The sequence below is a fragment of the Streptomyces sp. NPDC001292 genome (assembly GCF_042896465.1).
In the GTDB taxonomy this organism is placed as follows: domain Bacteria; phylum Actinomycetota; class Actinomycetes; order Streptomycetales; family Streptomycetaceae; genus Streptomyces.
The window spans coordinates 114451-137727 of record NZ_JBIAXG010000021.1 but is presented as its reverse complement, the minus strand read 5'-3'; the positions used below and the strand labels follow the sequence as shown (position 1 = coordinate 137727).

Genomic DNA, 23277 nt, shown 5'->3' with positions numbered 1-23277 from the left:
CCGCGTACTGGGCGTACGCGGGCGATCCCGACAACGCGGCGAGGCGCCGTGCCAGGCGTCGCGGGGCAGGCGGGACTTTCGAAACGCGCCCTAGCTAGGGCCTGCTACGGCTGTTTGCGCAGCCGCCGGTCCAGGGCCATCGACACCTCCGCCTCCACCACGCTCTTGGCCAGCGGGCGCAGCCGTTTCAGGTCGTCCTCGGGGCCGTGACGCAGGATCAGGGCGGTGAAGAGTTCGGCGAGGGCGTCGGCGTGTTCGCGGACGCGGCGGCCGGCTTCGAGGACTTCGGCGAGGGGGATGCCCTCGCGGACGAGGGCGGCGGAGACGTCCAGCAGACGGCGGCTGATGTGGACGAGTTCGTCGCCGTCGGTGCCCAGGTAGCCGAGTTCCATGGCGGCGGCCAGGTTCTCGGCGGTGACCTCGCCCGCGAAGTGGTCGGCGAGTTCCTCGGGGGTCAGGCGGACCGGGGTCTCCTCGGTGGGGGCGCCGAGGCCGAGCAGGTCGCCGACGCCGCGGCCGTGGTCGAAGGCCTCGGCCAGTTCGGCGATCCCGCTCAGCGTGTGGCCGCGTTCCAGCAGGGCCGAGATCGCGCGCAGGCGGGCCAGGTGGTGGTCGTCGTACCAGGCGATACGGCCCTCGCGGCGCGGCGGCGGGATCAGTTTGCGCTCGCGGTAGAAGCGCAGGGTGCGCACGGTGATGCCGGCCAGCCGGGCCAGCTCCTCCATGCGGTACTCGCGTCGGCCACCGCGTGCTCCACCTTCTCCTGCCACGGGAGCAGCCTATGTTGTACCGACGGTAACTTTTCCTCGGTCGCCCCCTACCGATCGGTACGCACCTCCTCTACTCTCCCCATTGCGCCAGTGTTCACTGGCAGAGTCGCTGAAGGCTGCACGCGGGTCGCTGTACGCGAGTCATGGGAGGGGCGCTCAATGGCCGAGCACGAGCACACGGACCGGCATGTGCGGGTGGCGGTGATCGGGTCCGGCTTCGGCGGACTGGGCGCCGCCGTGCGGCTGCGCCGGGAGGGGATCACCGACTTCGTCGTGCTGGAGCGGGCCGGCAGCGTCGGCGGCACCTGGCGCGACAACAGCTATCCGGGGTGCGCCTGCGACGTGCCCTCGCACCTGTACTCGTTCTCGTTCGCGCCCAACCCCGACTGGCCGCGCACCTTCTCCGGGCAGGAGCACATCCGCGCCTACCTGGAGCACGTCACGGACGTCTTCGGCCTCCGCCCGCACCTGCGTTTCCACTCCGAGGTCACGAGGATGACCTGGCACACCGAGAAGCTGCGCTGGGACATCGAGACCACCGGCGGGAACCTGTCGGCCGACGTCGTGGTCAGCGCGACCGGGCCGCTGTCCGAACCCAAGGTCCCGGACATACCGGGGCTCGACTCCTTCCCCGGCAAGGTCTTCCACTCCGCCCGCTGGGACCACGACCACGACCTCGCGGGCAAGCGGGTCGCGGTGGTCGGCACCGGAGCCTCCGCGATCCAGATCGTGCCGTCCATCCAGCCCGAGGTCGCCCGGCTCACCCTCTTCCAGCGCACCCCGCCGTGGGTGATGCCCCGCGCCGACCGCGCGATCAGCGGCGTCGAGCGCCGACTGCACCGCGCACTTCCGCTGACCGCGCAACTGCGCCGCGGACTGCTGTGGAGCATCCGGGAGTTGCAGGTCCAGGCGTTCACCAGGCATCCGGGCGAACTCGGCTTCGTGGAGCGGCTGGCCAAGCTCAACATGGCCCGCGCCATCAAGGACCCGGACCTGCGCGCCAAGCTCACCCCCGACTACCGCATCGGCTGCAAGCGGATACTGCTGTCCAGCACGTATTATCCGGCCCTCGCGCAGGACAACGTGGACGTCGTCGCCAGTGGCCTGAGCGAGGTCCGCGGGTCGACCGTCGCCGCCGCCGACGGCACCGAGGCAGAGGTGGACGCGATCGTCTTCGGCACCGGCTTCCACGTCACCGACATGCCCATCGCCGAACGGGTCGTCGGCGCGGACGGCCGTACGCTCGCCGAGAGTTGGAAGGACGGCATGGCGGCGCTGCGAGGGGCGTCCGCGGCCGGCTTCCCGAACTGGATGACGATCATCGGCCCCAACACCGGCCTCGGGAACTCCTCGATGATCCTGATGATCGAGTCCCAGCTGAACTACCTGGCCGACTACCTGCGTCAACTGCACGTCCTCGGCGGCCGGGCCGCCCTCGACGCCCGGCCCAGCGCCGTGAACGCCTGGAACCGCAAGGTGCAGGAGCGCATGAAGCACACGGTGTGGAACACCGGCGGTTGCACCAGCTGGTACCTGGACGCCAACGGCCGCAACACCACCGCCTGGCCCGGTACGACCACCGAGTTCCGGCAGGCCACACGGCGGGTGGATCTCGCGGAGTACCAGATCCTCCGGGAGCCCGGGCCCAAGGGCGCGGCGGGCCGGGCCCCGGCGCGGCGGCCCGTGGAGGTGGACGCGTGAGCCGTCCCGCCCGCCGGACGGCCGGGGGCCGCCCGGACGACCACGCTGCCCCGGATCCGTACGTCCCTCCCGTCCCCACCCGTGAACTCACCGCCGTCTCCGCCGACGGGGCCCGGCTGCACGTCGAGGTGCACGGACCGGTGGACGACCCCGCTGCCCCGGCCGTCGTCCTCGCCCACGGCTGGACCTGCTCCACCGCCTTCTGGGCCGCGCAGATCCGGGACCTGGCCGCCGACCACCGCGTCATCGCCTACGACCAGCGCGGCCACGGACGCAGTCCGGCGAGCCGGACCTGCGGCACCGACGCGCTCGCCGACGACCTCGAAGCCGTGCTCGCGGCGACGCTCGGGCCCGGGGAGAAGGCCGTGATCGCGGGCCACTCGATGGGCGGGATGACGGTGATGGCCGCGGCCGGCCGGCCCGGCTTCCAGAAGCACGCCGCGGCCGTTCTGCTGTGCAGCACGGGCAGTTCACGGCTGGTCGCCCGGTCGACCGTCGTACCGATCCGGACCGGCCGGCTGCGCACCTGGCTGACCCGGCGCGTCCTCGGCTCCCGGGCGCCGCTCGGGCCGGTCACTCCGCTCGCCCGGCGGATCCTCAAGTACGCCACGATGGGTTCCGGTTCGGCGCCGCACATGGTCGAGGCGTGCGCGCGGATCGTGCACGCCTGCCCGCGCCGGGTGCGTCACGCCTGGTCGCAGGTGCTGGACCGGCTCGATCTCGACCATCAGGTGCGGCAGTTGAGGGTGCCGGTGGCGGTGGTCGCGGGCACGGCCGACCGGCTGACCCCGCCGGAGCACGCGCGGGCGCTGGCCGCCGCGCTGCCCAACTGCCTGGGCCTGACCGAGCTGCCGGGGCTCGGCCACATGACGCCGGTGGAGGCACCCGGGACGGTCACCGGGAAGATCCGGGAACTTGTCACCGGCCAGGTCACCGGCCAGGTCACCGCCCATGTCACCGGCCAGGTCACCGCCCATGTCCCCGGACAGGTCACCGGCCCGGGAAGCGCACACGAGCAGCACGACGACGCACGGATCAGGGAGGGCGCATGAGCAGGGTGAGCCTGGAGGGGAAGGTCGCGGTCGTCACGGGGGCCGCGCGGGGCGTCGGCGAACTGCTCGCCCGCAAACTGTCCGCGCGGGGCGCGAAGATCGCGCTGGTCGGCCTGGAGTCGGACCTGCTCGCACAGGTCGGGAAGCGGCTGCACGGCGAGAGCGCCCACTGGCATGCCGACGTCACCGACCACCAGGCGATGGCCAGGGTCGCGGCGGCGGTCGAGGAGCGGTTCGGCAGGGTCGACATCGTGGTTGCCAACGCGGGTGTGGCGACCGGCGGTCCGTTCGCCGACTCCGACCCAGAGTCCTGGCGGCGGGTGATCGAGGTCAACCTCATCGGATCGGCGGTCACCGGGCGGGCGTTCCTGCCGGCGCTCACCGCGAGCCGCGGCTACCTGCTCCAGATCGCCTCGCTCGCCGCCATCACCCCGGCGCCGATGATGACGGCGTACTGCGCCTCCAAGTCCGGTGTCGAGGCGTACGCGCACAGCCTGCGGGCCGAAGTCGGCCACCGGGGCGTGCGGGTGGGCGTCGCCTACCTGTCGTGGACCGACACCGACATGGTGCGCGGAGCCGATCAGGACGATGTCATGCGGGAGTTGAGGCAGCGGCTGCCATGGCCGGCCGGCCGGACCTACCCGCTGGGGCCGGCGGTGGACCGGATCGTGGCCGGGATCGAGCGGCGCGCCGCCCATGTGTACGGGCAGTGGTGGCTGCGCGGGATGCAGGGTGTGCGCGGGTGGCTGCCGGGCGTCGTGGGGACCGTGGGGCAGCGGGAGGTACGGCGCTTCGCGGACCGGCTGTCGGGGGTGCGGACCGGGCTGGTCGGAGCGGGTGGGGCGGCCGACGAGCGGCACCGATCCGCGCCGGCTACGGAACGTCACTGATCGACGTGCGCAGGGTCACCGCCCGTGTGAATCTGGTCGAGGCCGATCCCCTAGCCCACTTGGGGATCCCACTCACCCACACGGGAGTGAACAGCATGGGTATGAAGGACAAGTACCAGGACCCCGGCGAGCAGCGGCAGCAGCAGGGCCGGCAGCGCCCCGGCGAGGGCCGAGAGAAGGCCGGGCAGCGCCCGTCCCAGCCGCGCGAGCGTGGGCGTCACGACACCCACGACACGCCGGACGAGATGGAAGACCGCCTCAACCAGGACTACGACCGCTAACCACGGCCCGTAGTCAGCGTTGTGGCTGCGCTCGGCTTCGGCCGTGACGGCGTGGGGTGTCCCGGTTGCCGGGGCACCCCACGTCCGTGCTGTGGTGACGGACTCGGGCCGCTCGGCGGCGCGAGTCCGGCCACGCAAGTCCGGCGGCGCGAGTCCGGCGGCCTCAAGTCCCTTCGCTCAGTGGCGCGGAGGCAGCCTCGGGCGTGAACGGTCGGGGACGTAGCGGTAGTCCGGCGGGGTCGCCGCCGGGTTGGCGTCCAGGAGTTCCAGGGCCAGTTCGATCGCGTCGTCCATCTCGACATGGCGGCCCTCGGCCCAGTCGAGGGGGGTGCGCAGGCTCTCCACGTCGGGGGTGACGCCGTGGTTCTCGACGGACCAGCCGTAGGCGTCGAACCAGGCCGCGTTCATCGGCACCGTGATCACCGTGCCGTCGCCGAGGCGGTGCCGGCCGGTCATGCCGACCACCCCGCCCCAGGTGCGCTGGCCGACCACGGGACCCAGCTTGAGCAGCTTGAAGGCGGCCGTGATCATGTCGCCGTCGGACGAGGTCGCCTCGTCGGCGAGGGCCACGACGGGCCCGCGGGGCGCGTCGGAGGTGTACGACACCGGCTGGGCGTTGCGGGTCAGGTCCCAGCCGAGGATGGTGCGGGTCAGCTTCTCGATGACCAATTCGCTGATGTGGCCGCCCGCGTTGCCGCGGACATCGACGATCAGCGCGGGCCGGGACATCTCCATGCGCAGGTCCCGGTTGAACTGTGCCCAGCCGGAGCCGCCCATGTCGGGGATGTGCAGGTAGCCGCACCGGCCGCCGCTCAACTCCCGGACCACGGCCCGGCGTTTGGCCACCCAGTCCTGGTAGCGCAGCGGGCGCTCGTCGATCAGCGGCACGACGGCGACCCGGCGCGGCGGTCCCAGGCCCTCCGCCGGGGAGAACGTCAGCTCCACCGTCGTACCGCCCGTCCCCGCGAGCAGCGGGTAGGGGCCCGTCACCGGATCCACCGGGCGCCCGTCGACGTGGGTGAGGACCGCGCCCTCGCGGATGCCCGCGCCGGCCAGCGGGGAGCGGGCCTTGGAGTCGGAGGAGTCGCCGGGCAGGATCCGCCGGACGACCCAACGGCCGTCGCGGCACGTCAGGTTGGCGCCGAGGAGGCCCTGAAGGCGCTGGTAGTGCGCGGGGCCCTCGTTGCGGCGGGCCGGGGAGACGTAGGCGTGGGAGGTGCCCAGTTCGCCCAGGACCTCGCGCAGCAGGTCGGCGAACTCGTCCGGGGACGCGACGCGTTCCACCAGCGGGCGGTACTGCGCGAGCACCGCGTCCCAGTCGATGCCGCACATTCCCGGCTCCCAGAAGTAGGCCCGGATCAGCCGGCCCGCCTCCTCGTACGACTGGCGCCACTCGGCGGCCGGGTCGACCACGTGCAGGATCCGGCGCAGGTCGATCCAGGTCGTCGTGTCGCTGTCGCCGACCTCCGTGGACGGCACCGCGCGCAGGTCGCCCTCGTCGACGACGACGAGTCGGGTGCCGTCGCCGCTCACCGCGAACCAGTCCAGGTGGCCGACGAGTTCGTACTTCTTGGCCTTGCTGATGTTGAAGTGCTCCAGCGTCGGCCGGCCGGTGGTGTCGTCCGGGTTGACGAACGTCTCGCCCAGGGCGCCGGAGATCGGCCAGCGCAGCCAGACCAGGCCGCCGCCGGCGACCGGGTGCAGCGCCGAGTACTTGGAGGCGATGACCGGGAACGGGGTGACCCGGTTCGCCAGGCCCTCGACCTCCACGGTCACCGTGCCGGACTCGCCGGTCTCCTCGTCCTCGACAGGATCCAGACCGCCGGCTGCCGGCCGTCCCTCGGGGTTCAGCGCGAAGGGGGACGGGGTCGCGGAGGACAGCGGGACGAGGTAGGGCTTGCAGCCGAGCGGGAAGGACAGGTCGCCGGTGTGCACGTCGTACACCGGGTCGAAGCCGCGCCAGGACAGGAAGGCCAGATACCGGCCGTCCCGCGTGAACACCGGGTTCTCGTCCTCGAAGCGGCCGTTGGTGACGTCGACGATCAGCCGGTCCTGGATCCGCGCCATCCTGATCTGCCGCAGCGAACGCCCGACCCCGGGGTGCGACCAGGTCAGCCAGGCCCCGTCCGGCGAGAACGCCAGGTCCCGCACGGGCCCGTTCACGGACCGCACCAACTCGGTGAGACCGTCGGCGGGACCGTCCGTCGCACCGGTGGCGGCGGAACCGTCGGTCGCATCGGTGGCGGGTGAACCGCCGGTCGCACCGGTCGCACCGGTCGCACCGGGCGCGGAGGGCTCGGGGGCGCCCGCGGGGCCCGCGGCGGTGTCCGGGGCGGCCGAGGTGCCCTCCCTCGGCGAGGCGCCCGCGGCCGTCTCCGCCCCCGCCGCGCCCTCCTCGTTCACGTCGCTCACGTCGAGCAGCAGCAGGCGGCCGTCGTGGGAGGCGAGTGCCAGGCGTTCGCCGGCGGGGTCGGAGGCCATCTCCAGGACGCGGCCGAGGCGGCCGGAGGCGAGCCGGCGGGGCGGGCGGGCGCCGCTGGCCCGGGGGAGGTGGGTGATCTCGACGGCGTCCGCGCCGTCCGCGTCGGTGACGTAGCCGACCTGGCCGGTCTCGCCGAGCATCTCCGGCAGCCGGATGCGCACACCGGGTGTGTCGATGAGGGTGCGGGCGGGGCCGTCGCGGTGGGTGAGCCAGTGCAGGGAGCCGCGTACGACGACCGCGCTGGCCCGGCCCGTCTCGTCGACGGAGATGCCGTCGACGTGCTGGGCGGCCGGCACCTGGTAGTGGCGGCGGCCCGCCTGCGGTCCGCTCGGCCGCACCTCGAGCCGGCGCGGGACCGAGTCCGCGGACAGGTCGTCCACGATCCACAGGTCGCCCGCGCACTGGTACACCACCCGCGTGCCGTCGCTGGAGGCGTGCCGGGCGTAGAAGGCGTCGTGGTCGGTGTGCCGGCGCAGGTCGGAGCCGTCGGGGGCGCAGGAGTAGAGGTTGCCCACGCCCTCGTGGTCGGAGAGGAAGGCGATCCGGCCGCCGACGAACATCGGGCAGGCCAGGTGCCCGCCGATGTCAGCGAGCAGTCGCTGCCCGTGCAGCCACAGCCGGCCCGTCGCACCGCCCCGGTACCGCTTCCAGGAGGCCGGTTCGTGCGGCGGCGTCCCGGTCAGCAGCAGGGTCTTGTGGCCGCCGTCCACGTCGGCGACCTGGAGGTCGGAGACCGGACCCCAGGGCAGCTTGCGGCCGGGGGAGCCGTCGGTGCCGACCTTGTAGCCCCAGGTGAAGTAGGAGAACGGCTCGCCGTGGGAGGTGACGGCGAGGATGTCGGTGCGGCCGTGTTCGTCGGGCGGCGCCCACCCGCACACCCGGGTGTCGGTGCTGCCCCAGTAGGTCAGCTGACGGGCCGGTCCGCCGTCCACCGCGACCAGATGGATCTCGGGCACCAGACTGCGCCAGTTCGTGTACGCGATGTGCCGCCCGTCGGGCGAGAAGCGGGGCGGGCCGACCTTGGTGCGGTCCACCGTGAGGCGCCAGGCACGGCCCGCCCCGTCGAGCGGCGCCAGCCAGAGGTCGTCCTCGGCCACGAAGCACAGCAGATCGCCGCTGAGGTGCGGCAGGCGCAGATAACTCACGTTCCCATGCTTTGCCCGGGTATGGGCCGCAGCAACTTATGCGGAACCGACAGTCGTGACCCAGGACACGTACGAAACGGTTTCGTTTCGTACGGCGGCTGCGCTACATTCTCCGGGTACGAAACGGTGTCGTTCCAAGCGGGAGGCGGCAGACATGGCCGAGGGCGCGACCGGGCGGCGCAGCCGTATCACGCCCGAGCGCGAGGCGGAGCTGTACGCCGCCGTGCTCGACCTGCTCCGCGAGGTCGGCTACGACTCCCTCACCATGGACGCCGTCGCCGCCCGCACCCGGTCCAGCAAGGCCACCCTCTACCGCCAGTGGGGCGGCAAGGCCGAGCTCGTCGTCGGGGCCATGCGGCACGGCAAACCGGTACGGCTCGACGCGATCGACACCGGAACGCTCCGCACCGACCTGCACGCCCTCGTCACCCGCGAGGACGACTGCGTCATGGAGCAGAACTCCGCGCTGATGCGGGCCCTGGCCATGGCGATGCACACCAACCCGGACCTCAGACAGGCCTTCCGGGAACAGCTCATCGAACCGGAGATGGCCGAGTTCCGCGGACTGCTGCAACGCGCCGTCGACCGGGGCGAGATCCGGGCGGACTGCCCGGCACTGGACTTCGTGGTGCACATGCTGGCCGGCGGGTTCGCCGTCCGGACGCTCATCGAGGGCCAGCCGCCGACCCAGGCCTTCCTCCACTCGTACATCGACGCCGTGGTCCTCCCCGCCCTCGGCGTACCGACCTCCTGACACCCCTCCCCAGCAAGCCCACCCTCTGACGTCACCGCTCACGTCGTCGGGCTGATCAGCCCTGCCCACAATCACCCCACGACCTGACCGGGAGTACGTCAACGTGGCCACGTTCCTCTACAGACTCGGCCGCCTCGCCTTCCGGCGACGGCACCTCGTCGCCCTGATCTGGCTGGCGCTGCTGACCCTCGCGGGTGTCGGCGCCGCCTCCGCGCCGACCGCCGGGAACACCTCCTTCTCCATCCCGGGCACCGAGGCACAGAAGGCCTTCGACCTGCTGGAACAGCGCTTCCCCGGGGCCAGCGCCGACGGGGCCACCGCCCGCGTGGTGTTCAAGGCGCCGAGCGGCGAGAAGATGACGGACGCCGGGAACAAGGCGACCGTCGAGAAGACGGTCGAGGAACTGTCCGGCGGCTCGGAGGTCGCCTCCGTCGCCGACCCCTACACCGGAAGGGCCGTCAGCCGGGACGGCACGATCGCCTACGCGTCGGTGCGGTACAAGGTCTCCGGCATGGAGCTGGAGGACTCCTCCCGCACCGCCCTGAAGGAGGCCGCGCAGCACGCGCGGGACGCCGGGCTGACCGTGGAGATCGGCGGCGACGCCCTCCAGACCGCGCCGCAGACCGGCGCGAGCGAGGTCATCGGCATCGCGGTCGCGGCCGTCGTCCTCGTCATCACCTTCGGCTCGCTCCTCGCGGCCGGACTGCCGCTGCTGACCGCGCTCATCGGCGTCGGCATCGGCGTGTCGACGATCACCGCCCTCGCCCACACCCTGGACCTGGGCTCCACCACCTCCATCCTGGCCACGATGATCGGCCTCGCGGTCGGCATCGACTACGCCCTGTTCATCGTCTCCCGCTACCGCGCCGAACTCGCCGAGGGCCGCGAGCGCGAGGAGGCGGCCGGACGGGCCGTCGGCACGGCGGGCTCCGCGGTGGTCTTCGCCGGGCTCACGGTCGTGATCGCCCTGGTGGGCCTGTCCGTGGTCAACATCCCGATGCTGACGAAGATGGGCCTGGCGGCGGCCGGCACGGTCGTCATAGCCGTCCTCATCGCGCTGACGATGATCCCGGCGCTGCTGGGCCACGCGGGCCGCAAGGTCAAGCCGGCCGGCGCGACGAGCGGACCGCTCCGCCGCGGCCGCCCCGCGCGGCAGCCGGGCCGGCCCAACATGGGCACCCGCTGGGCGAGCTTCGTCGTCCGCCGCCCGGTCGCCGTACTGCTGCTCGGCGTGCTCGGCCTGGGCGCCGCCGCGATCCCGGCCGCCTCCCTCGAACTGGGCCTGCCGGACGACGGATCCCAGCCCGTCTCCACCACCCAGCGCCGCGCCTACGACCTGCTCTCGGAGGGCTTCGGACCCGGCTTCAACGGCCCGCTGATGGTCGTGGTCGACGCCAGGGACAGCGCCGACCCCGAGGCGTCCTTCACCAAGGTCACCGACGAGATCAAGGGCCTCGAGGACGTCGTGACGGTGACGGAGGCGCAGCCCAACGAGGCCGGCGACACGGCGACCGTGACTGTCGTCCCGGACTCCAAGCCGTCCTCCACCACCACCGAGGACCTGGTGCACGCCATCCGCGGCGCGGGCGGCGACATCGAGGCGAAGACCGACGCGAAGGTCCTGGTCACCGGCTCCACGGCGATGAACATCGACGTCTCGCAGAAGCTCAACGACGCGCTGCTGCCGTATCTGGCGCTGGTGGTCGGACTGGCCTTCCTGCTGCTGATCGTGGTCTTCCGCTCCATCCTGGTACCGCTCAAGGCGGCGCTCGGCTTCCTGCTGTCGGTGCTGGCGGCGCTCGGCGCGGTGGTCGCGGTCTTCCAGTGGGGCTGGCTGTCGGGCCTGATGCACGTGGAGGAGACCGGCCCGGTGATGTCGATGATGCCGATCTTCATGGTGGGCGTCGTCTTCGGTCTCGCGATGGACTACGAGGTGTTCCTCGTCACCCGGATGCGCGAGGCATACGTCCACGGGGAGAAGCCGGGCCAGGCCGTGGTGACCGGGTTCCGGCACGGCGCACGGGTGGTGACGGCCGCCGCGGTCATCATGATCGCCGTCTTCTCCGGCTTCATCGGCTCCAGCGAGTCGATGGTCAAGATGATCGGCTTCGGGCTGGCGATCGCGGTGTTCTTCGACGCGTTCATCGTGCGCATGGCGATCGTGCCGGCGGTACTGGCCCTGCTGGGCCGGCGGGCCTGGTGGCTGCCCGGGTGGCTGGAGCGCGCCCTGCCCGACGTGGACGTGGAGGGCACGGGCCTGCGCACCGAGCAGCCGCGGCACGCCGACCCGGACGAGCGGCGGGAGCTCGTACGGGCGTGAGCCCGTAGCCCGCCGGAGAGAGCGGCCGGTGAGGGTGCCGTGGGGACGGCGCACCCTCACCGGCCTCGGCGGTCTCGGCTGCCTCGTCCACCACGTGGGAATTCTTTCGTGCTGTCTGTAGCCGGCAGCTAGCCTGCCGTTCATGACGACGACATCCGAGTCAGGAGCCCACCCCCGTTTCGCCGACGCCCTGCGTGAGCTGGGGCTCGACGAGCTGATCCCCGAGGTCCGCAGGTTCCCCGAGGCGACCAGGACCGCCGCCGACGCCGCGGCGGCCATCGGCTGCGAGCTCAGCCAGATCTGCAAGTCGCTGATCTTCGAGGCCTGGGGGTCCCCCCTGCTCGAGCGCGGCCGAGAGCTTGGGGGAGGTGAGCCGGTGCTGGTGCTCATGGACGGTGCCTCCCGGGTGGACGTCGAGCGCGTCCGGGAGGAGCTCGGTGCCGAGAAGGTCACGCGGGCCAAGGCGGACGTCGTACGGGAGGCGACCGGGTACGCCATCGGAGGCGTACCGCCCTTCGGGCACCGGACGCGGACGCGCGTGCTCGCCGACCGGTCGCTGCTCGACCACGACGTGATCTGGGCGGCCGCCGGAACCCCGTACACCGTCTTCCCGATGGCACCCGGGGCGCTGGTCGCCCACGCCGGGGGCATCCTCGTGGACGTGCGCGAGCGCACCTCGTGACGCCGACGGTCACCGCGGCCGTCCTGCTCGCCGCGGTCACGCACGCCGGCCGGAACGCGATCGCCCACCGGATCACCGCGGGCATCGCCGTGTCCTGCGCCGGCCTCACCGGTGTCGCCCTGTGGGGCCTGCGCGGACGCCGGACCGACTGGACGGCGATCGGCGCCGCCCCGACGACCGGACTGGCCGTCGCGGCGTACACGGTCGTCGACGGGCTCGGGGTACGGGCCTCCGGATCGTCCCTCGGTACATCGCCTGGCTGATGGCGATCCAGGGGCATGGTGATCCCGGCGTACGCGGTGTGGCACTGGCGCGGGCGCACGGTCGCCGCGCTGCGGCCGTACGCCGCGGTGGGGCTGCTCGGGGCGGCGCTGTCCGTGGCGGCGTACGCGCTGGTGCCGTGGGCTCAGACGAAGGCGGAACTCGCGCCGATCGCCGCGCTGCGGGAGTCGTCAGTCAAGCCCTGCCGATGCGGTAATAGCTTGGCTGGTCAGGGGGTGGGATGAGGTCATCCCGCGACTGCGGCGTCGCCCCTCGCCATGCGTCCTCGGTATGGCCTGCGGCACCATCGACAGGGATCGTCCCCGCAGGGGGCGACTTCTGGGCGGCCGACTCATCCGCCTGGCGATCCGTCCCGGTCTGCGGGGGCGGATCCTTTTGAGACCGGGAGGTGGCCGTGCAAGAGGAGGCTGACGAGCTGGTCCACCACCGCGTCGCCCGGCGGTATGCGGTTCACCGCGGCCAGATACACGACCGTCCCGGAGTAGACGTCGACCATCAGTGACGTATCGGTGTCCGGCGGCAACCGGCCTTCGAAGCGGGCCCGCTCCAGCAGGTTCACGACCGACGCGCGGCGGGGTTCGATGAGTTCGGCGAAGGCTCCCGTGCCCGTGGGATCCTCGATCACGTCGGCGAGAAGCGCCGGGAGGATCAGGCATGTGGGCATGGCGGAGACGAGCTCGATCGTGAGACGGACGGCGGTGCGCAGGTCGGCTTCGAGGTCGTCGGTCTCGTGGATGGGGGGCAGGGGGACCTCCCCGCTGAGGGCCTCGATCACGAGTGCGGCCTTGTTCGGCCACCACCGGTAGATGGTGGCCTTGCTGACTCCGGCCCGCCGGGCGACGCCTTCGAAGGCCAGCCGCTGGTATCCGACCTCGCCGAGGAGGTCTTTCGTGGCTCGGAGCACGGCTTCGTGAGACTCCCGGCGGCGCCGCCGCGAGTCGGGCGTGATGCGGTCGGGCTGGGCGCGCTCAGGAGCCAAAGCGCTCTGACGGCCGTCCTGAGGCCTGGGAGTGTCCACCGCATGCCTCCCTCGTGAGCCACTGACACCCCCGTTGACTTTGCCCGGAAAATGGCTCTATTTTTAGCGAAACGGGGCGTTTCGTACCGTATGCTCCGTCTTGTAGTCAATAGTAAGATCCGCAAGCCTGCCTGGAAACTGCTGCGACGATGTTCAGTACGTCCGGCGGGTGGGTCACTGCGCGTCAGACCCGCGCGCAGGATCTGGCGCGTATGGGCGTTCCTCCCGAGTGCCCGAGATCCCTGTTCCGACCCCCGGAAGGGGGGACATCATCATGCGCGCAACTACGAGCAGGATGCGGCGAATAGCCGCTGTGGTCTGTACGGCACCCATCCTTGCCGTCGCGGCCGGAGCCGGCGCTGCCAGTGCGGCCGCTTTCCCCTCGTCGTCCCATGTCGCTTCGGCTCCCTTCCACGACAGCAAGGCCCGGGGAGATCGCTGCTTCTTCGGTGACGGCTGGGGCTGGGGTTGGGGAGACCGCTGCTTCTTCGGCGACGGCTGGGGCTGGGGCTTCTTCGATCACGGCTTCGGTGGTGACCACGGCTTCGATCACGACTTCGATCACGGCTTCGGTGGTGACCACGGCTTCGATCACGGCTTCGGTGGTGACCACGGCTTCGATCACGGCTTCGGTGGTGACCACGGCTTCGATCACGGCTTCGGTGGCGGTCACCGGCGGTAGCGGTGACCACGGCGGTGGCGGGCATGGCCACTGACGCTCCAGCGCGGTGAACTCGCGACCAACCTGCGGCAGTTTTGTGAGTGCTGCATCCGGATGCCCGGACATCTCGGGCATCCGGACCCGTCTGGAGTGGTAGGCCTCCCATCCGACCGGTAGTCGGGGCGGTGTGTAGCAGTGAGGATCGTGTGCGTCGGTGCGGGGCCTGCCGGGCTGTACTTCGCGATCTCGGCCAAGTTGCGCGATGCCGGGCACGAGATCACCGTGTACGACCGTGACCCACCCGCGGCCACCTACGGCTGGGGCGTCGTGTACTGGGACGACTTGTTGGACGTCCTTTATCGCAACGATCCGGAAAGCGCCCGGGAGGTCACCGCCAGGTCCGTGCTGTGGCAGGACCAGGAGGTGCGTGTGCACGGCTCGGGCGGCAAGCAGACGGCGTACTTCGGGGGTTACGGATACAGCATGAGCCGATCTGCATTGCTCGACGTCCTGGCCCGGCGTGCCTCGCAGCTCGGCGTCGACGTCCAGTACGGCCACCGCGTTGCAGATCTCTCGACGCTTCCCGAAGCGGACCTTCTCGTTGCTGCCGACGGCGCGAACAGCGGGATCCGGGGACAGAGCGCAGCGTTCGGAACTCGCATCGAGGTCGGTCTCAATCCCTACATCTGGCTCGGCACGGACCAGGCGTTCCGCAGCTTCGTGTTCAGCTTCGAGCGGACGCCCGCCGGATGGATCTGGTTTCACGCCTACCCCTCAGTCGCGGGCATCAGCACCTGCATCGTCGAATGCTCACCGCAGACCTGGCACGGTCTGGGACTCGACGTGCTCGGCCGCGACCAGGGAGTGCGACTGCTGGAGGACATCTTCGAGCGCGCACTCGACGGCCACCGCCTGATCAGTCGATCACGGGGTGCACCGGCGCGTTGGCAGCGCTTCGCGCACGTGACCAACAAGACCTGGTACCACGGCACGACGGTGCTCGTCGGCGACGCTGCCCACACCACCCACTTCACGCTGGGGTCGGGCACCAGACTGGCGATCATCGACGCGATCGTCCTTGCACACAGCCTGCAGAAATACCTTGACGTGGAGGACGCGCTGCGGGAGTACGACCGCCATCGCCGCGCGGAACTCCATCCGGTGCAGGCGGCCTCGCGTACGAGCATGGCGTGGTTCGAGCACCTGGACCAGTACGTCGACCGCGATGCTGTGGCGTTCGCGCATGCCATGTCGGTACGCCACGGTGGCCAGAACCCCTGGCACCACCAACTCCACCTCGCCACTCAGATCGCTGCGGTACGCACGGCACGGCGCGCCTTTGCCACTGGCCGACGCTGGTACCTCGCCCGCCGGCGAGGCGGTGGGAAAGGCGACCACGTCAATGCTGAAGACGATCACTCGACGGTGGGCAGCGGTATGTGAGTCGTGTCAGGGCACTTCCTGTGTGGGATTTCAGGGAGATCATGATCTTCGGGGGTTGATCCGTCCGCTGCGCATGGCTGTCTCGGCCTGGACCCGCCTGCGCGCCATCCGGCCGTGCACAAGCAGCTCTCACCGGCGCATGAGCGCGGCGGATTCGCAAGGTCAGTACGCGTGAGCCGCGGTGACCTCTGCGGAACGGGCCAGGGCCTGTTGGGCGTCCGAACCGCGCAGGGCCAGCAGGGTGAGGGCCAGTGCGTCAACCACGACGAGATGAGCGAGGCGGCCCGCAACGGCTTCGAGGCCGAGGGTGAGGTCCTGGCCGCCGGCAAGGAGCGTGCACTGGCTGGTCTCGGTCAGCGGTGAACGGGCGTAGCTGGTGCGCGAGATGACGGTGGCTCCGCGCGCGTGGGCCCGTCGGGCGGCGTCCACGGTGGTGCGGGTGGCGCCGGTGTGGCTGACGGCCAGGCAGACGGCGTCCGGCGGAAGCAGCGAGGCGGCCACCTCGGCGGTGAGTGGGTCGGTGGGGGCGTCGACGGCGCAGCCGAGGGCTCTGAGGCGGTAGGCCGCGTCGGTGGCCACGGCGGTGGACAGGCCTGCACCGATGACCAGGATCCGGCTCGCGCGGTGCAGCGCCTCGGCGGCGGTGCGCAGGTGGTCGGGAGAGACGGTCGTGGATAGCCCGTCCAGGGCCTCGCGTGCCGCTTGCACGGTGTCGGCCAACGCGCGGGAGGCGGGATCGGCGCCTTCCGGCGTGGTGGGCCGGGGCGCCTCCCTGGCCGCCGTGATCTTCACCTCCTGATAGCCGCGGAAGCCCAGCCGCTGACAGGCGCGGATCACGGAGGAGGGCGCCGTGTGCGCCATCGCGGCGACGTCACTGACGCTCAGCCGGACCAGCTCGGGGCCCACCGGCTGGCACGGACTCCTTGGGTGCGCGGACGGCGGCCGAGGAGCACCCTGGAAGCAGGTGTTCCGGAGGTGACCGTCATGATGAAGACCGTTGTGGGATGGCACGTCGAGCTGGAGTTCCAGGAGGACGGCCAGCACACCCGGGCGGCGGCGCTGGTCCGCTTGCCCGACGGCAGCGAGGTCCGGGCCCACGGCAGGGCCAGCCGCCACCACACCGACTCCAATCAGCCGCGGGTCGGCGAGGAGATCGCCGGCGCAAGGGCCCTGAACGAACTCGCCATGCAGCTCCTGACCAAGGCACACGGCGAGATCGACGAGGCCTCGGGCCGCACGTCGCAACCCATCCATGTCTGAACTCCCGCCCGCACGGGGGCCACGCGGTGCGTGACGCCTATGCCGGCGACGTTCGTAGCGCGTGGACAAGGGCCTGGGCCCGCGGGTCCGCCGTCACATTGGGGTGGAAGCCGTTGGTGACGTAGGCGAAGGCGATGGCCGAGTCCGGGTCGGCGAAGGCCAGGGCGCCGCCGCGGCCGGGGTGGCCGAAGGAACCGGGGCCGAGCAGGGGGGACGCGGGACTGTGCAGCATGTGGCCGAGCCCGAAGCGTGTGGGGGCCACCAGCACGCGGTCGGGCCCGGCGGAGTGCTCCGTGCGGGCCAGTTCCATGGTCTGCGGGGTGAACAGGCGGGTGCCGCCGTCCACCTCGCCGATCAGGGCCGCGTAGAAGCGGGCCAGACCGTCGGCCGTGGCGATGCCGTTGGACGCGGGCAGGACCGCCGCGCGGTAGGCGGGGTCGTTCTCGTCGGGCAGCGGGCTGATCGCCGCGAACGCCCGCCGGGTCAGCGACTCCGGGTCCGCGTACGCCTCGGCCACGGACCGCTTGGGGCGGGTGCGAAGGCCCGTGGCGGAGCGCGGCGGCTCCACCTGGCCCACCCGGCCCACACGCGCGGCCTCTCCCGCCGGCAGCCCCACCCACAGGTCGGCCCCCACCGGGTCGGCCACCTCGCGCGCGATCCACTCGCCGATCGTCCGGCCCGTGACCCGCCGCACCAGCTCGCCGGTCAGCCAGCTGTACGTCTGCGCGTGGTAGCCGTGGTCCGTGCCCGGCTCCCAGACCGGTGCCTGCGCGGCGACCGCCTCGGCGCCCAGCGCCGGATCGGCGGCCTGCTCCGGTGTCAGCGGCCGGTCGAGGACGGGGACGCCCGCACGGTGGGCGAGCAGGTCGCGGACGCGGGTCCGCTCCTTGCCCGCCGCCTTGTACTCGGGCCAGTGCGCCCCCACCGGCGCGTCCAGGTCCAGCTCCCCGCGCTGGTGCAGCAGCAGGAGTACGGCGGCGGCGACACCCTTGGTCGCCGAGCGCACGATCTGCGCGGTGCCCCGCTCCCAGGGCGCCGAGTCCGCCGTACCGTCGACGTCCCGCGCCCCCGCCCACAGGTCCACGACCCTGTGCCCGTCCCGGTACACGGCCACCGCCGCGCCCCGCTCGCCCCGCAGCGCGAAGTTCGCCGCGAACGCCTCCCCGACCGGCTCGAAGCCCTCGGCCACTGTGCCGTGCACGTCCACGTCCGCCACTCCTTCCGCTCTTCGCCCGCGACAGTGGGTGCAACCGGTGGCCCCCGCCTGCGATTCCTGGGGCCGGCCGGCTCGGCACGATCGTTACGTCGACGTTGCCCGCGCGTCTGCTCGTCCCGACCCGTCACGCGCCCGTCGTCACGGACCGCGGGTCGAAGCCGAAGGGGAGCTCCAGGCGGTGGGCGCGCATCAGCGCGTCGTCGGCGAGCAGCTCGCCGGTGGGGCCGTCCGCCGCGATCACGCCGTCGCTCAGGACGAGCGAGCGCGGGCACAACTCCAGCGCGTACGGCAGGTCGTGGGTGACCATGAGCACCGTCACGTCCAACGAGCGCAGGATGTCGGCCAGTTCACGGCGCGAGGCGGGGTCCAGGTTGGACGAGGGCTCGTCCAGGACCAGGATCTCCGGCTCCATGGCGAGGACGGTCGCCACCGCGACCCGGCGGCGCTGGCCGAAGGAGAGGTGGTGCGGCGGCCGGTCGGCGAAGTCCCCCATGCCGACCCGCCCCAGGGCCGTGGCGACCCGCGCCTCCAGCTCCGGCCCCTTCAGCCCGGCCGCCGCGGGCCCGAAGGCCACGTCCTCCCGCACGGTCGGCATGAACAACTGGTCGTCCGGATCCTGGAAGACGATGCCGACCTTCTGCCGGATCTCGGCCATGTGCTTCCTGCCGACCGGCAGCCCGGCGACCGTCACCGTCCCGGTGCCCCCGCTCAGGATGCCGTTCAGATGCAGCACGAGGGTGGTCTTCCCGGCGCCGTTGGGGCCGAGCAGGGCGACCCGTTCGCCGCGCCCGATGCTGAAGTCGACGCCGAACAGGGCCTGGTGGCCGTCGGGGTAGGCGAAGGCGAGGCCGGAAATCTCCAGCGACAGTGTCACCAAACCCTCCGAATCCCACCGCGTGATCGGGTGATGTCGGCGCCGAACGGTGCGTTGCGAGAGCCAAGCACGCGCCATCTCCTTGACGTTGACGTCAACCGGGCTGGTCTCAACCCGGCTGGTGTTGATCGTGTAAGACTCGGTCGTCCGCTGGACGGCCGAGCAGCGTGAGCCAGGAATCCCTTTTGCGCGCAAGGGGGAGGAGTCAAAGGACCCATCCCAGCAGACAGACGACGAGGGCCGCGCCCGGGAGGGCCAGGGCGTACGACCACTGCGCCCGGGACGCGGTCACCTCGTCGATGACCGGCATCGAACCGGCGTAGCCCCGGCTCACCATGGCCAGGTGCACGCGCTCCCCGCGCTCGTAGGAGCGGATGAACAGCGCGCCCGCGGACTTGGCGAGCACGCCCCAGTGCCGTATCCCGCGCGCCTCGAACCCGCGTGACTCGCGGGCGATCCGCATCCGCCGCATCTCGTCGGTGATGACGTCGCCGTAGCGGATCATGAAGGACGCGATCTGCACCAGCAGCGGCGGCAGCTTCAGGCGTTGCAGGCCCAGCAGCAGTTCGCGGAGTTCCGTGGTGCTCGCCAGCAGTACGGACGCGGCGACGCCGAGGGTGCCCTTGGCCAGCACGTTCCAGGCGCCCCACAGGCCGTTCACGCTCAGGGACAGCCCGAGGACGTCCACCCGCTCGCCCTGGGCCACGAACGGCATGAGCACCGCGAACGCGACGAACGGGACCTCGATCAGCAGCCGCTTGAGCAGGAAGCCGGCGGGCACGCGGGCGGCGGAGGCGACGACGGCGAGCAGGGCGGCGTATACGGCGAACGCCCACATCGCCTCCCGCGGGGTCGACACCACGACCACGACGAAGGCGAAGGCCGCGGCCAGTTTGGTGTGCGGCGGCAGTGCGTGCACGGGGGAGTGCCCGTGCCGGTACAGCCGGTGCGCGTGGCCCGCCCCCATGTCAGACGGCCTGAGAGGAGGGAGTGGAGGGCTCGGCGGCCGTACGCCGCCTGCGGACCACCCAGAAGACCGTGCTGCCCGCGACGACGGTCGCCCCGACGCCGATCACGCCCGCGAGCCCGCCGGACAGCCGGGCGTCGGAGACGTCCTTCACGCCGTAGTCGGCGAGTGGGGAGCCGGCCGAGGCGTGCCGTTCCTCCTTCTTGTCGATGCCCTGGTCGTGGGCGACCTTCTCCAGGCCGTCGGGGTTGGCCGAGGCGTAGAAGCTGACGAAACCGGCGAGGACGAGGGAGGTGACCAGGCCGGTGATCCACAGCTTGCGGTGGGACCGGGCGGTGGCGGGCACGGGCGCCGGGTCGGCCGCGGGGGCGTCGACGAGTTCGCCGTTCACCCGCAGCTTCAGGCGCTGCTCCAGGCCGCGCGCGCCGTACACCAGGTCCGGGCGCACGGCGATGACGGCGCCGACGGTCAGCGCGGTGATCGCGGCCTCGCCGATGCCGATCAGGACGTGCACGCCGATCATGGCGGTGGCGACCTTGCCGATCGCCACGTCGGTGGTGCCGCCGACCGCGTAGATCAGCGTGAAGGCGACGGCGGCGGCCGGGACGGAGAGGAGCGCGGCGGCGAAGGAGGCCGCGGTGACCGAGCGGCGGCTCCGCGGGAGCACCTTCACCAGTCCGCGGAAGACGGCGTAGGCCACCACCGTCGTGACGATCGCCATGTCGGTGATGTTGACGCCGAGCGCGGTCAGGCCGCCGTCGGCGAAGAGGATGCCCTGCATGAGCAGGACGACACTGACGCAGAGGACCCCGGTGAAGGGGCCCACGAGTATCGCGGCCAGTGCCCCGCCGAGGAGGTGGCCGCTGGTGCCGGCCGCGACAGGGAAGTTCAGCATCTGCACGGCGAAGATGAACGCCGCGACGAGACCGGCCAGCGGCGCGGTCCGTTCGTCGAGTTCCCGGCGCGCACCGCGCAGGCTCACGGCGACGGCGCCGGCGGCGACGACTCCGGCGACGGCGGAGGTGGGGGCGTTGATGAATCCGTCAGGCACATGCACCGTTCGATGATAAAGGCTTGTTGCGAACCTCTTGCAAGAGCGACGACCTCGTGGATGTGCGCCGTTCCCCTGATGTTCGAGGAGCGCAATCCTGTAAATGTGCGACATTGGAGGGAAAGCGGATGCGTAGCCCTCGCACAGGTCACACAGCGTAAGGGGTCGTCCGATGTCGGTAGTCGAACAGCACGCACGAGCCCACATCCTCACGGACGACGTCCCCGACGACGTCGGGGCCGTCCCGGTCGTCCTGCGCTACGACCCCCTTCAGGATCCGCGCGCCGTGCGGGTCGACCTGCCCGGCCCGCACGAGTGGACCTTCCCCCGGTCACTGCTCGAACAGGGGCTGCGCGCCCCGGCCGGCAGCGGTGACGTGCGGGTGTGGCCCTGCGGCCGGGTGCAGGCCGTGATCGAGTTCCACTCCGCGCGCGGTGTCTCGGTGGTGCAGCTCGAGACGAAGACGGTGCTCAGGTTCCTGCGGCGGACCTATCGGGCGTCGGCGTCACCGGCGGTCGTCGCCCACCGGTGACGCCACGGGTGACGAGGATCCGCCGGTGACGCAGACGGACTCACGTCACCGTGATGTGTCCCGCCGCCGTCAGCTCCCCGCCTTCAGCAGGGACGCCACTATCGGACCGGCCGTGTCGCCGCCATGGCCGCCCGCCTGGACGACACCCGCGGCTGCGAGGTCGCCGCGGTATGCGGTGAACCAGCCGTTGGCCTTCTTCTGGTTGTCGACCTCTGCGGAGCCCGTCTTCGCGCCGTAGTCCGGGCCGAGGCCGGCCATGGCCTGGGCGGCCGTGCCGTACGCGGCGGTGTACTGCATCACCTCGCGCAGCTGGGACAGTGTGGAGGCGGACATCGTCCGGGAGGCCGTGGCCAGCTTGCGGTTGTCGACGGACGGGGAGACCAGGTACGGCTGGTGGAAGACACCCGCCTTGACCGTCGCGGCCACCGACGCCATGTTCAGCGGGTTCATGCGGACTCCGCCCTGCCCGATGAGTGAGGCGGCCATCGGGGCCGCCGACTGCACCGGGACCGCGCCGTCGAAGGACGGCACCCCGATCGCCCAGTTGTCCAGCGCCAGGCCGAAGACCTGCTGGGCCTGCTGGGTCAGGTCGGAGTTCTTCAGCTTCCCCGCCTGGCTGATGAAGGCCGTGTTGCAGGAGCGGGCGAAGCTCGCCTTGAAGGTGCCGCCCTTGATCTCGAACTTCTTGTCGTTGTGGAACTTCCAGCCACCGTAGGTGAAGGTCTTCGGGCAGGGGTGCGGCTTGTCCGCCGAGGCCAGGTTCTTCTCGAAGAGCAGCGACGAGGTGACGATCTTCATCGTGGAGCCGGGGGCGAGGGAACCCTGTAGGGCCGTGTTGAAGCCGTGGTTGGAGTTCGCCACCGCGAGGATCTCGCCGGTCGACGGACGCATCACGACCACCGAGGCCCGCTCGGTCCTGGACACCTCCTTCTCGGCCGCCGCCTGGAGGGACGGGCTCAGTGTCGTCTTCACCGTGCCCGGCGTGCCCTTGCTCAGCTCGACGAGCGTCTTGTCGGACAGCTCGGCCTTCTTCGACGCCTTGCCGCGGATCACGCGCAGTTCCACGCCCGCGCTGCCGCCGGCCGTCTCGCCGTACTTCTCGCGCAGCCCGTCCAGGACCGGGCCCAGCGACGGGTACTCGGCGGTGGTCATCTCGTCGCCGTCCCGGTCGAGGGCCTTGACCGGCGGGGTGCCGGACTCTCCGGTGACGAGGCTGTCGCCGTCCTTCAGCTCGGGGTGCACGACGGAGGCGTGCCAGTCCACGACCGGCTTGCCGTCCGCGGCGCCCCGGACGACGGTCAGCGCGCTGTCGTACGTCAGCGGCTTGGTCAGCCCCTTGTACGAGACCGTGGTCTTCACGGAGAACGGCACCTTGCCGCCCGCGGCGGTGCCCGCGGTCAGGGTGACGTCCTTCAGGTGCGCGTCCTTGGCGTAGGCGGTCAGCAGGGCGGTGGCCGCCGCGGTGTCGGTGGTCGCGGCGGCCGCCTCGGCGGGCTTGCCCTGCTGCCAGGCCGCCAGGAACCCCTCGGCCGCGGTCCGCACCTCTGCCGCCGACAGCGGGCCGGTCTTCTTCTCGGCCTCGCCGTGGCCGGCCGAGGTCTGCGTCCCGTCGTCGGCCCCCGCACCGCCCCTGTACAGCGCGTAGGCGCCGATGCCGGCACCGACGACGACCACGGCGATCACCCCGCCGACCACGGCCGGAGTCGTCTTCCGTCGCTCGGCGACGCGCCTTCTCTTGCCCACTGCCTTCCGTCCTCCGCCAATCCCCCGGGGCCCCGTAGCCCCACTGCCCCCACGATCCTCAATGACGGCCCCACCCTAGGGCCTCTCTCGCGGATGCGTCCGGGGGGTGGGGTTCCGGTCCATCCCGGGGCCGGGTCCCGCTGCGCGGGGGCC

At 71.7% G+C, this 23277-nt stretch carries 20 protein-coding genes and 1 pseudogene; 11 read left to right on the top strand and 10 right to left on the bottom strand.

Going from position 1 to position 23277, the window contains the following annotated elements:
• Positions 1-104: 104 nt before the first annotated feature.
• Positions 105-725, bottom strand: coding sequence for a MerR family transcriptional regulator (locus tag ACFY4A_RS22630; protein ID WP_390831185.1), 621 nt, complete (start codon positions 723-725; stop codon positions 105-107).
• Between the two features lie 204 nt (positions 726-929).
• On the opposite strand from ACFY4A_RS22630, the gene ACFY4A_RS22625 reads away from it, so the two are divergent.
• The 4 genes from ACFY4A_RS22625 (at position 930) to ACFY4A_RS22610 (ending at position 4694) form a co-directional block, all read left to right on the top strand.
• The gene (locus tag ACFY4A_RS22625; protein ID WP_390831174.1) at positions 930-2471 is read left to right on the top strand and encodes a flavin-containing monooxygenase; all 1542 of its coding nucleotides are present in this window, start codon (positions 930-932) and stop codon (positions 2469-2471) included.
• On the top strand, positions 2468-3523 hold the full coding sequence (locus ACFY4A_RS22620; protein WP_390831173.1) for an alpha/beta fold hydrolase: 1056 nt from the start codon (positions 2468-2470) through the stop codon (positions 3521-3523). Before ACFY4A_RS22625 ends, ACFY4A_RS22620 begins: the two co-directional genes overlap by 4 nt.
• The gene (locus ACFY4A_RS22615) at positions 3520-4413 is read left to right on the top strand and encodes an SDR family oxidoreductase (RefSeq protein WP_390831172.1); all 894 of its coding nucleotides are present in this window, start codon (positions 3520-3522) and stop codon (positions 4411-4413) included. The genes ACFY4A_RS22620 and ACFY4A_RS22615 overlap by 4 nt, the downstream gene beginning before the upstream one ends.
• A gap of 95 nt (positions 4414-4508) precedes the next feature.
• Positions 4509-4694: a hypothetical protein gene (locus tag ACFY4A_RS22610; RefSeq protein WP_390831171.1), complete on the top strand. Its 186-nt coding sequence runs from the start codon at positions 4509-4511 to the stop codon at positions 4692-4694.
• Positions 4695-4871: 177 nt separating this feature from the next.
• Here the strand turns inward: ACFY4A_RS22610 and ACFY4A_RS22605 are convergent, their stop codons facing one another.
• Positions 4872-8321, bottom strand: a complete 3450-nt coding sequence (locus tag ACFY4A_RS22605; RefSeq protein ID WP_390831170.1) for a S41 family peptidase — start codon at positions 8319-8321, stop codon at positions 4872-4874.
• A 154-nt stretch (positions 8322-8475) separates the two neighbouring features.
• Between ACFY4A_RS22605 and ACFY4A_RS22600 the strand changes: the two genes are divergently transcribed.
• The 4 genes and pseudogenes from ACFY4A_RS22600 to ACFY4A_RS22585 form a co-directional block, all read left to right on the top strand.
• Positions 8476-9075, top strand: coding sequence for a TetR/AcrR family transcriptional regulator (locus ACFY4A_RS22600; protein WP_390831169.1), 600 nt, complete (start codon positions 8476-8478; stop codon positions 9073-9075).
• Between the two features lie 103 nt (positions 9076-9178).
• On the top strand, positions 9179-11395 hold the full coding sequence (locus ACFY4A_RS22595) for an MMPL family transporter (RefSeq protein ID WP_390831168.1): 2217 nt from the start codon (positions 9179-9181) through the stop codon (positions 11393-11395).
• Between the two features lie 142 nt (positions 11396-11537).
• Positions 11538-12077 (top strand): YbaK/EbsC family protein, encoded by a 540-nt coding sequence (locus ACFY4A_RS22590; RefSeq protein WP_390831167.1) that lies wholly within the window; start codon positions 11538-11540, stop codon positions 12075-12077.
• Positions 12038-12583, top strand: a pseudogene (locus ACFY4A_RS22585) (EamA family transporter); the annotation flags it as partial. The gene ACFY4A_RS22590 and the pseudogene ACFY4A_RS22585, both read left to right, overlap by 40 nt.
• A gap of 107 nt (positions 12584-12690) precedes the next feature.
• Here ACFY4A_RS22585 and ACFY4A_RS22580 read toward each other — a convergent pair.
• Positions 12691-13263 carry a TetR/AcrR family transcriptional regulator gene (locus ACFY4A_RS22580; RefSeq protein WP_390831166.1) on the bottom strand — a complete coding sequence of 191 codons (573 nt, stop codon included), beginning with the start codon at positions 13261-13263 and terminating at the stop codon, positions 12691-12693.
• A gap of 298 nt (positions 13264-13561) precedes the next feature.
• Positions 13562-14173: a hypothetical protein gene (locus ACFY4A_RS22575; protein ID WP_390831165.1), complete on the bottom strand. Its 612-nt coding sequence runs from the start codon at positions 14171-14173 to the stop codon at positions 13562-13564.
• Positions 14174-14242: 69 nt separating this feature from the next.
• Between ACFY4A_RS22575 and ACFY4A_RS22570 the strand changes: the two genes are divergently transcribed.
• Entirely contained in the window at positions 14243-15481 is a 1239-nt protein-coding gene (locus tag ACFY4A_RS22570) for an FAD-dependent monooxygenase (protein WP_390831164.1), read from the top strand.
• 162 nt (positions 15482-15643) lie between these two features.
• Here ACFY4A_RS22570 and ACFY4A_RS22565 read toward each other — a convergent pair whose 3' ends face one another.
• On the bottom strand, positions 15644-16387 hold the full coding sequence (locus tag ACFY4A_RS22565; protein ID WP_390831163.1) for a MurR/RpiR family transcriptional regulator: 744 nt from the start codon (positions 16385-16387) through the stop codon (positions 15644-15646).
• A gap of 78 nt (positions 16388-16465) precedes the next feature.
• Between ACFY4A_RS22565 and ACFY4A_RS22560 the strand changes: the two genes are divergently transcribed.
• Complete coding sequence (locus ACFY4A_RS22560) at positions 16466-16741, top strand: DUF1876 domain-containing protein (RefSeq protein ID WP_390831162.1); 276 nt, start codon at positions 16466-16468, stop codon at positions 16739-16741.
• Between the two features lie 37 nt (positions 16742-16778).
• Here the strand turns inward: ACFY4A_RS22560 and ACFY4A_RS22555 are convergent, their stop codons facing one another.
• From ACFY4A_RS22555 to ACFY4A_RS22540, 4 genes are all read right to left on the bottom strand, one after another.
• Positions 16779-17948 (bottom strand): serine hydrolase domain-containing protein, encoded by a 1170-nt coding sequence (locus ACFY4A_RS22555; protein ID WP_390831161.1) that lies wholly within the window; start codon positions 17946-17948, stop codon positions 16779-16781.
• 133 nt (positions 17949-18081) lie between these two features.
• Entirely contained in the window at positions 18082-18831 is a 750-nt protein-coding gene (locus tag ACFY4A_RS22550; RefSeq protein WP_390831160.1) for an energy-coupling factor ABC transporter ATP-binding protein, read from the bottom strand.
• A 205-nt stretch (positions 18832-19036) separates the two neighbouring features.
• Entirely contained in the window at positions 19037-19798 is a 762-nt protein-coding gene (gene cbiQ, locus ACFY4A_RS22545) for a cobalt ECF transporter T component CbiQ (RefSeq protein ID WP_390831159.1), read from the bottom strand.
• A 1-nt stretch (position 19799) separates the two neighbouring features.
• Positions 19800-20855, bottom strand: coding sequence for an energy-coupling factor ABC transporter permease (locus tag ACFY4A_RS22540; protein WP_390831158.1), 1056 nt, complete (start codon positions 20853-20855; stop codon positions 19800-19802).
• A gap of 166 nt (positions 20856-21021) precedes the next feature.
• On the opposite strand from ACFY4A_RS22540, the gene ACFY4A_RS22535 reads away from it, so the two are divergent.
• Positions 21022-21381, top strand: coding sequence for an SsgA family sporulation/cell division regulator (locus ACFY4A_RS22535; RefSeq protein ID WP_390831157.1), 360 nt, complete (start codon positions 21022-21024; stop codon positions 21379-21381).
• A gap of 69 nt (positions 21382-21450) precedes the next feature.
• Here the strand turns inward: ACFY4A_RS22535 and ACFY4A_RS22530 are convergent, their stop codons facing one another.
• A complete protein-coding gene (locus tag ACFY4A_RS22530; protein ID WP_390831156.1) occupies positions 21451-23124 on the bottom strand; it encodes a penicillin-binding transpeptidase domain-containing protein in 1674 nt (557 codons plus the stop codon).
• Positions 23125-23277: the final 153 nt, after the last annotated feature.